Raw genomic sequence first — 9,655 nt, forward strand, 5'->3', positions numbered from 1 at the left:
TATTATCAACACTTTAGCACATATTACTCTTAAGGAGTGATGTGTATATGGATTTTCTTTCAGCCGAATATTTGTCAGCCTTGCTTGCCATTATTGTAATTGATTTAGTGCTAGCCGGTGATAATGCCATTGTAATTGGATTAGCAGCAAGACGATTACCGAAAGATCAACAAAAGAAAGTAATTATATGGGGAACTATCGGGGCAATCGCGATTAGAGCTCTCGCCACTTTAGTTGTCGTTTGGTTGTTAAAAATACCAGGGTTACTTCTAATTGGTGGTGTACTTCTTATATGGATCGCTTACAAATTAATTGCTGAAGGCAAAGATCATGATATTAAAGCAGAAGAAGGTTTTTGGTCTGCTATTAAAACCATTATCATTGCTGATGCATTAATGGGCATTGATAATGTCCTCGCTGTTGCTGGAGCTGCGCATGGCAATTTTTCTTTAGTAATCATCGGGCTATTGGTTTCAATTCCAGTAGTAGTTTGGGGCAGTACATTAATTTTAAAATGGGTCGACCGTTATCCTATCATTATTACAATTGGAGCAGCTGTTTTAGCTTATACTGCCGCGAAAATGATTGTGGATGAAAAGTGGTTCACTGCATTTTTCGAAAGTAACCCTTTCATTAAATGGGCATTCATCATTATTGTCATTGCTGGTGTAGTGTTCTTTGGAAAGATGAAACAAAAGACTAAAGATGTTTCTATATAATAACAACGTTCTATTTATAAACAAAAGCGCCACTCATATGAGTAGCGCTTTTTAATATTTATTTCGTTTCCCCATCTTCAGTCGTCTTTACCTTCGTTTTATTTTTATCACGATGGTTATAGTTGTACTTTGAACGATCTACCGGTGTAAATCCTTCCGGTGTGTAGAATCGTAATAAGTCACCATTTACGACTTGGTCAGAGTATTTTAGTGATTTTTGAACCATTTGTTCATTTTGTTTTATTTCGTCTGTAAATTCTACTGGTTTTCCAGTCGTTGTATCATAGTATTTGCCGTTTAATGCAGTAACTGTTGGACTTACGTAGTTACCATTACGGAACGCAACGACTTGTTTATGATCTGGTGATAATAAATCTGAACCAAATTGAACATAATCTTTTGTATCTGTTCCAAGTAAGTGTAAAAGAGTTGGAAGAACATCAATTTCACCACCGTATTGATGTTGTACGCCACCTTTCACACCTGGTACACGAACGATTAAAGGTACACGCTGTAACTGTGCATTTTCAAACGAGTTAATTTCTTTACCCATTACTTTTGACATTGCTGCGTTATGATTATCTGAAATACCGTAATGGTCTCCGTACATAACGATAATAGAATTATCGTATAAACCAGATTGTTTCAAGTAATCGATGAAACCTTTTACAGATTCGTCTAAATAACGTGCTGTTTGGAAATACGTATCTACAGACGAGTCACCTGTGTTCGCTGGTTCAATTGTCGCTTCCTCTTTATCAATTGGATACGGGAAGTGATTCGATAACGTAATAAACTTCGTATAGAACGGTTGTTTCAATGTCTCTAATAACGGAATGGATTCATTAAAGAATGGTTTATCTTTTAATCCATAGTTTACTACATCTTTTTCGTTCATATCATAGTATGAAGCATCAAAGAATTTATTAAAACCAAATGATTTATAAATATCATCACGGTTCCAGAATGTTTTATAGTTACCGTGGAATACTGCTGATGTGTATCCTTGTTGTCCTAAAATTGCTGGTGCTGATTGATATGTGTTATGAGATTTCGTTGTAAATACAGATCCTTGTGGTAAACCAAACATAGAATTCTCTAACATAAACTCCGCATCAGACGTTTTCCCTTGTCCTGTTTGATGGAAGAAGTTATCAAAGTAAAGTGTATTCGCATCTTTTGTAAATGAATTTAAGAACGGCGTTACTTCTTGACCATTTAATTTATAGTCAATTAAGAAGTTTTGGAATGACTCTAAATGAATATAGATTACGTTCATTCCCTTTCCTTTACCGAAATACTCAGGGTTTGGACTAGCGTAAGTTGATGTCAAATAATTTCTTACTTCTGTCATATTATCTCCATCAGCTAATGCTCGTTCTGTTGATGCTTTCGCACTTTGAATTCCATCATAAATTGTATAGTTATATGCCCCTAAATATTTCACAATATAATTACGATCGAATGTTCTTGTTAATAATTCAGGACGGTCAGATTCTGCAAGTCCTAAGTTAACACTGAATAATAAAATACCTGCTACAAATACTAAAGATAATTTATGTTTCGCAACACGAATTGGTTTTGGATTTGCAAATTTCGTTGCTACTAACACAATTAAAATAATTGTATCTAAGAAGTATAGCGGATCATAAAGATGTAACAACGCAATAATACTACCACCTAAATCTCCAAAGTTATTCGTTTGTGTTAATGTCGGGAACGTAATAAAGTCACTGAAAAAGCGATAGTATACGACGTTTGCGTATAAAAGAATCGACAATAACAAGTTGATAACAATTAACCAAATATAAGATCGTTTCCCTTTTGCAAATAATGCAAGTCCTAAAAATAGAACTGCTGAACTAAGTGGGTTGAAAAACAGCAAGAATTTTTGGATTGTGTTTGAAATTCCTAAATTAAATTCCGTTACATAAGCTGCATATGTTTTGAGCCAAAATAAAATAACGGCAAACAGAAAGAATCCAAAATGATTGCTTAACACACTTTTGCTCTTTAATAAGAATTGTTTCATTTCTCCACCTCTTTTGATCATCCAAGGCTTATTTTTTTTATAAGTCTGTCTCTCTATTCAATTTTTTATCTTCAAATAGATTTTATATATTTAACTATATGAAGAATACTAGTAATTATAATTTGAAGCTAGTATTTATTCAACTATTTCTTTTTAGACATTTTGACCTTGGTTTCTATTTAACAAAATAAATTTGTAACATTTCCTGTTTTCTCCCAAGATTCATCCACTAATTATGACATCACATACTATAAACCTTTATTCACTACTTCGCAAATAAATATGTCTCCAGTTCTGGAACATTAATGTAATATAATGAAATTCACAATAGATAGCATTTAATTTTTTGATATATATTATTTCTTCATTCAGTTATTTATGCTTCAGCCATTCTTCTATGTGCAAAATCCAAATCTCTTTCCTCTAATAAAGTTATTCTTGAATAATTATTCACAATCCATAAAAATAATGATTATAAAAACCCTCGCTCTCAAAACGAAAGCGAGGGTTTTCATCATTTATTATTGACCTTTGTACATTGCATCTACTTGTTTTTGAAGTTCTTCATTTTCTAAGAACTCATCGTAAGTAGCCTCTTTATCGATTACACCGTTTGGCGTTACTTCGATAATGCGGTTTGCAATTGTTTGTACGAACTGATGGTCATGAGATGTGAATAAAATTGTACCTTTAAATGCGATTAAACCATTGTTTAATGCAGTGATAGACTCAAGGTCTAAGTGGTTCGTTGGATCGTCAAGTGTAATTACGTTTGCACCACTTAACATCATTTTAGATAACATACAACGAACTTTTTCGCCTCCAGATAATACAGAAACGTTCTTCTTAACTTCTTCGCCTGAGAATAACATACGGCCTAAGAAACCACGTAAGAAGCTTTCTGACTCATCTTGTGGAGAGAATTGACGTAACCATTCAACTAAGTTGTAGTCACTGTTCTCAAAGTACTTAGAGTTATCTCTTGGGAAGTACGATTGAGATGTTGTAACGCCCCATTTAAATGAACCACTATCTGGCTCCATTTCACCCATAAGGATTTTGAATAATGTCGTCATTGCAATATCGTTACGACCGATAAATGCAACTTTATCACCTTTATTTAAAGTGAAGTACACATTATCTAACACTTTTTCACCATCAATCGTTTTAGAAAGACCTTCAACAGTTAATAAGTCATTTCCTACTTCACGCTCTGGTGTGAAGCCAACAAATGGATAACGACGAGATGATGGCTTAATATCATCTAATGTAATTTTATCTAATAATTTTTTACGAGAAGTTGCTTGTTTCGCTTTAGATGCGTTTGAGCTAAAACGTGCAATGAAGTTTTGTAACTCTTTTACTTTCTCTTCTTTTTTCTTATTAGCATCTTGCGTTAATTTTAAAGCTAATTGGCTTGACTCATACCAGAAGTCATAGTTACCAACATAAAGTTGAATTTTACCGAAATCAAGATCAGCCATGTGTGTACATACTTTATTTAAGAAGTGACGGTCATGGGATACAACGATTACTGTATTTTCAAAGTTCATTAAGAAGTTTTCTAACCATTGGATCGCTTTTAAGTCCAAGTGGTTCGTAGGCTCATCTAGTAATAGAATATCAGGTTGACCGAATAAAGCTTGAGCAAGTAATACTTTTACTTTCTCTGCACCAGTTAACTCAGACATTTTCTTATCATGAAGGTCTTCACCAATACCTAAACCTTTAAGAAGGATTGCAGCTTCTGACTCAGCTTCCCAACCGTTAAGCTCAGCGAACTCACCTTCAAGTTCTGCAGCACGCATACCATCTTCATCACTAAAATCTTCTTTCATATAAATGGCATTTTTCTCTTGCATTACTTTGTAAAGACGAGTATGACCCATAATTACAGTTTCTAATACTGGGAACTCTTCGTATTCGAAGTGGTTCTGTTTTAATACTGCAAGACGCTCACCTGGCGTAATATGTATGTCACCTGTTGATGGTTCGATTTCTCCAGATAAAATCTTTAGAAATGTTGATTTACCAGCACCGTTTGCTCCGATTAAGCCGTAGCAGTTACCTGGCGTGAATTTTATGTTAACATCTTCAAACAATTTGCGATCCGCGAAACGCAAACTAACGTTACTTACTGTAATCATTTGTATCCTCCTACTAATACCGCTTATTTCAGCGTTTTCTCACCGATTGTCTTAAAAAATCGCATATTACGACTCAATTATTGTAGACTATAGCTATTATATAGTAGAAGCTGGATGAATAGCAACGGTTGATTGCTATTCCTTTCTTTACAAACTTGAATAAAACCTTTGTTTTTAATTATATTAAAGTTACATACACACTTTAAGAAGGATTCATTTTGAAAAAAATATTTATAATTGGAGCATTATGTTTATCCATTGAAATAATACAATCATTTGAATGCATTTCGCATTATAAATAGCAAACTAAAACGCTCACAAAATATTCTGAGCGTTTTTATTTCCTTCTTCAACTAAAGCACCCGTTAGTGTAAAAAGCTATTTCACCATTTTTATTGTTAACTTATCTTTTAGCATTGAACTATATGAGTCAATTTCATATTTTGTATTATTGATTTTTTCTTTTTTCATTTTTAACATATCGAATATTTCTAACTCTAAATCCCTTCTAGCCTCAAGAACTTTTATCGTTCCTTCTACACCTGAATGATTATGTTCTTTCCCATAGCCTTGGTTCGTGTAATAGTCGACAATTCCTTTGGACCATTCTGGATTTCTTTCTTTTAATGCCTTCCTAAATGAAAATTCAAGATCATCTTGTTCTACATAGAATAACATTGGATTTAAATTCTCTATGATTTTTGCAATTTTCATTACATAATTTATTATTTTTTCTTTTTGTTCACCGTATTTAATCATCCCAATTGTTAATGGATTTTGTATGAAACAACATTCAAAAATATAAACCTTATTATCTTCTAGAGCAATTTCAGCAAAGTCATTCCATTTGTCAGCAATTAATTCAATATTTTTATCGAATGGTAATTCATATATATCGTTTCTTGAAATATCGTTACATAATTCGTCCGAAAACTGGTCACCAAACTCATTTTTTATCTTTCTGTATGGTAATAAATAATTGCTTCCTTTTTTTAAAACTCTTTTAAGAAGAACTTCTTTAAAATCTCCACTGTTAGATACTAATCTATCGAATTCAAATTTATTAAAACAAGATACACCATCATAGTCGGCGGGGTGGTTCAAATTCCCCTCTAAAAATAGTTCAACTTCAATTTTATTTTGGTTTAGAATTTCATTTATTAGCTTTGCAGTGGTCGATTTTCCGAATCCAGGTAAACCTTCTACTATTATTAGTTTTGTATTCATATTTATAAATCCCTTCCTTGAAAGTATTTAACCAAGATTTAAAAAATTACTTACTCCACTGCAATCACTCCTTCAAAATACGATATTCAACATTTCCTTTGAAAAATCCTTCTTAAAGTAACCTGACCGTTAACTTAAGAACATTTTTTCATAATCTCTATCATTATTTTAACATAAATTTTCCATTTACCTTTTAAAAAAGATATTCCACCATTATTTGAGTGAACTATATAAAAAAGGATGCAAAATCATATGTGATTTTGCATCCCTAATTTGTGTGTTATTTTATATTTTCTATCCTATAACGGAACCAGTTACTTTTAAAAGTGGATTCTTTTATTTCCTTTCACTTAATTTCTTTGCATAATTCTTCATTTTACTCGTTAATCCTATTAAAGCAGGTAACAACATTGGCATCACAATAATAGCTAATAGTAACAGTGCAACACCAACAACGGATGCTACTTGTATAAGCGTTAATACACCTGAAGGGATTAATGCAGCAAATGTACCTCCTAAAATAATTGCTGCTGATAATACGACTCCTCCAATATGACGAGAAGCAGTTACAATTTTCGTCGCTGGGTCCCCTTCTAACTCATTGTATCTCATCATTACAAAAATACTATAATCCACTCCTAAAGCGACTATCATTATGAAACTAAAGAACGGAACATTCCAGCTTAATGAATCTACATGTAAAACATGCGTACTAATTTGTTCACTTATCCCTAATGATGCAAAGTACGCTAATAGTAACGATCCAATAATAAAGATGGTATTTAATAATGAACGTGTAATCATCATTAATACAATCGCAATTCCAATTAACATAATTGTAGCTGTACGTAAGAAGTCTTGCCCTGTTACTTCTTTTAAATCAACGTTTCTAGCTGTCGTTCCTCCAATTGCTGTTTTCGCATGATTTAATTCCGTCCCCTTCAAAGTACCATCTATCGTTTTATTGATTTCTTGAATAACTGGCATCGCTTCTTTTGAATACGGATTTACGTCTAAAATGATTGTCATTTTAGCAGTCTTTCTATCATGTGACATGTACGTATTCAAAGCTTTTTGGAAATCTTCTCCCTCCAAAACTTCTTTTGGAATATAGAATTTCTCAGAGCTTTTTGATTCATTTAGTTCTCCTAAATATTTCTGAGCATCCCCTAGGCCGTTACTTACCTTTTCAAGGCCTTCTGTACTTTTAGATAGTCCTGATTGTAATTGCCCCATCTGTTCTTGCAAGTCTTTCAGTCCGGTTAATAGCTGGCCTTGCCCATCGTTTATTTTCGTTAATCCGGTTTGTAATTCAGATGACTTGTTCGCAATTTGTTTTGAACCTGAAGCACCTTCATTTAATCCATTTTTAAGATCAGCTGCTCCTTTTTGTAACTTAGTAACTCCGTTGCTCATTTCTTTTAAGCCATTATCCACTTTCAATAACGATTGATTCGCTTCTTTAAATGATCCCATCGCCGCATTGTGTTGCGTTGCTAATTGATTTAATTCATTTGAAAGCCCACCTAATTGCTTTTGAGCCTCTTTAGCAATTCCTATCGTCTGCAGAATGTTAGGATCATTTGCTAATTCTGGTTTCGTTTGGATGAAATTGGTCATTAACATTTCAATTTGTTCATAACCTTTCTTCGCACCGTCAATCGCTTGAGAAATACTTCCGAAGTATTGACCGTAAGAACTTAAACCTTTTTCTAACTGCGTATAGCCAGCATGAAGTTGTGAAGCTGCATGAGATAATATACTTATATTTTCATTTACTGAAGTTAACCCACTCTCAATTTGCTGCGCACCTTTTGCTCCATCATTTATGCCATTAGATAGTTGATTTAAAGCTGTTCCTAATGCCGATACACCATTCTTCGCTTCATTTGTTCCATCAATTAACTTTTGAACGTTTGCAAGACTATTTGAGTCCTTATTACCCATCTTATCTTTCGCAGTAGTTAATCCATCATTAATTTCCTTTATACCACCATTGGCATCTCCTAAACCTGTATTTAGTTCACCCGCTTGTTTATTTATATATAGTTCTTTAATCCTATCACCAGTTGGACGTGTCGGTGCATATACTTCTGAAACACCTTTCACTTTCAAAATCTTATCAGTTAGTTCATCTAAAGTTTGAAGTGAACTCGCCTCATCTAACTTGTTATTCGATTGAATGGCTAACGTACTTGGTGAAGAAAAACCAGGTGGAAAATGTTCTTCTATTACATTAATCCCCATTTTCGACTCATATTTATTGTCTACTTCAAATAAGTCGTTGTAATTAAGTGTATTAGAATACTTTAATATGAAAGGAATCGATATCACGAATACAATAATTAAAGCTACAAATGGTCTTACTACTGAGTTTTTCGCAAAGAATCCCCATAGACGACTGTCTTCATGACCTTTAAATGTTTTAACGGGATAAAACATCCCTTTTCCTAAAAGCACCATGAAAAACGGATTTAACGTAGTTAATACTAGTAATAAAACTGCGACACCGATTGCTACCGCTGAAGTAGATTGATATAATTTAAAACTCGCTAAAGCAAGAGATGCAAAACCAATTAGTACTGCTATCCCGCTATATAAAACGGTTTTCCCTGCCGATTTAAATGTTTCTTTCGTAGCCAAAAATGCGTTTTCTTGTTTACTTAATTCTTCTTTAAATCTTGTAAATAATAAAATATTATAGTCTGTTCCAACCCCAAACAGGACAACAACGACAAACACTTGCGTAAAGTTAGAAAACGGAAAATTAAATTGATCTACTAAATGGGCAATAATCCCCATTGAAACTAAATATGATACCCCAACAGTAAGAAGAGAAACAATTGGAACAATAGGTGAACGGAATACAATGATTAATATTACAAGAATGAAAATAATTGAAATAACTTCAGTCTTTTTCACTCCCTCTTGAGAGGATGTAAGAAAATCACCCGCGATTAAGTCACTTCCTGTTAAGTACGTTGTTACCTCTTTCGTTTTCACTTTATTATGAAGATTATTTGTAACTTTCGATATTTCACCATGCTTTTTATCTATCGATATTTGCGTTAAAATAGTCGTATTATCTTTAGAAACTAATTGTTTCTCTAAGTCTTTATTATCTAAATGTGAAACAATTTCTTTAATTCCTAATTGTTCTTTTTCATTTTGCAAAACGTTGATTGTTTTTGTTATTTCCTCTTTTTGTTCAGTCGTTAAAGCTGTTTTACTACCACTATTAAAAACTGCTATAATCTCATACTTTTCTGTCCCGTCTTTATTCATTTCTTTTATCATTTTGTCAGCAATACTACTTTGTTCTGTATTAGGAATCGTAATGTGCCCTTTTTCTTTCACTAATTTATCCATATTAGGCACCGTAACGATCATTGTAATGGTAATAACTATCCACAATAGAAAAGATAAACTTCTCCAATTTTTCAGCTTGCTCATTTGCATCATCTCCCGCGATTAAAATTTCATGTTAGTTTCGGAATGAATATTCATTCCCAGCTTTTTAAAATACCATT

General features: G+C 33.1%; 5 protein-coding genes. 1 reads left to right on the forward strand and 4 read right to left on the reverse strand.

From position 1 onward, the window contains the following. The first annotated feature begins 47 nt into the window (after positions 1 to 47). Positions 48 to 719: a TerC family protein gene (locus MR083_RS19465; protein WP_000346939.1), complete on the forward strand. Its 672-nt coding sequence runs from the start codon at positions 48 to 50 to the stop codon at positions 717 to 719. Between the two features lie 58 nt (positions 720 to 777). Here the strand turns inward: MR083_RS19465 and ltaS are convergent, their stop codons facing one another. The 4 genes from ltaS to MR083_RS19485 all read right to left on the reverse strand — a co-directional run bounded on the left by ltaS (position 778) and on the right by MR083_RS19485 (position 9,578). Then, entirely contained in the window at positions 778 to 2,751 is a 1,974-nt protein-coding gene (ltaS, locus tag MR083_RS19470) for a lipoteichoic acid synthase (protein ID WP_000808747.1), read from the reverse strand. A 521-nt stretch (positions 2,752 to 3,272) separates the two neighbouring features. Continuing rightward, positions 3,273 to 4,898, reverse strand: a complete 1,626-nt coding sequence (locus MR083_RS19475) for an ABC-F family ATP-binding cassette domain-containing protein (RefSeq protein ID WP_000633868.1) — start codon at positions 4,896 to 4,898, stop codon at positions 3,273 to 3,275. A gap of 378 nt (positions 4,899 to 5,276) precedes the next feature. Next, the gene (locus tag MR083_RS19480; RefSeq protein WP_001093184.1) at positions 5,277 to 6,125 is read right to left on the reverse strand and encodes a P-loop NTPase family protein; all 849 of its coding nucleotides are present in this window, start codon (positions 6,123 to 6,125) and stop codon (positions 5,277 to 5,279) included. 336 nt (positions 6,126 to 6,461) lie between these two features. Beyond that, the gene (locus tag MR083_RS19485; RefSeq protein ID WP_242269724.1) at positions 6,462 to 9,578 is read right to left on the reverse strand and encodes an MMPL family transporter; all 3,117 of its coding nucleotides are present in this window, start codon (positions 9,576 to 9,578) and stop codon (positions 6,462 to 6,464) included. Positions 9,579 to 9,655: the final 77 nt, after the last annotated feature.

Source organism: Bacillus cereus group sp. BfR-BA-01408 (genome assembly GCF_022663305.1).
In the GTDB taxonomy this organism is placed as follows: domain Bacteria; phylum Bacillota; class Bacilli; order Bacillales; family Bacillaceae_G; genus Bacillus_A; species Bacillus_A pacificus.

Bases quoted from the DNA above. Each gene is read 5' to 3' on its own strand.
- MR083_RS19465 (WP_000346939.1), top strand. From the start codon at position 48: ATGGATTTTCTTTCAGCCGAATATTTGTCAGCCTTGCTTGCCATTATT.
- ltaS (WP_000808747.1), bottom strand. From the start codon at position 2,751: ATGAAACAATTCTTATTAAAGAGCAAAAGTGTGTTAAGCAATCATTTT.
- MR083_RS19475 (WP_000633868.1), bottom strand. From the start codon at position 4,898: ATGATTACAGTAAGTAACGTTAGTTTGCGTTTCGCGGATCGCAAATTG.
- MR083_RS19480 (WP_001093184.1), bottom strand. From the start codon at position 6,125: ATGAATACAAAACTAATAATAGTAGAAGGTTTACCTGGATTCGGAAAA.
- MR083_RS19485 (WP_242269724.1), bottom strand. From the start codon at position 9,578: ATGAGCAAGCTGAAAAATTGGAGAAGTTTATCTTTTCTATTGTGGATA.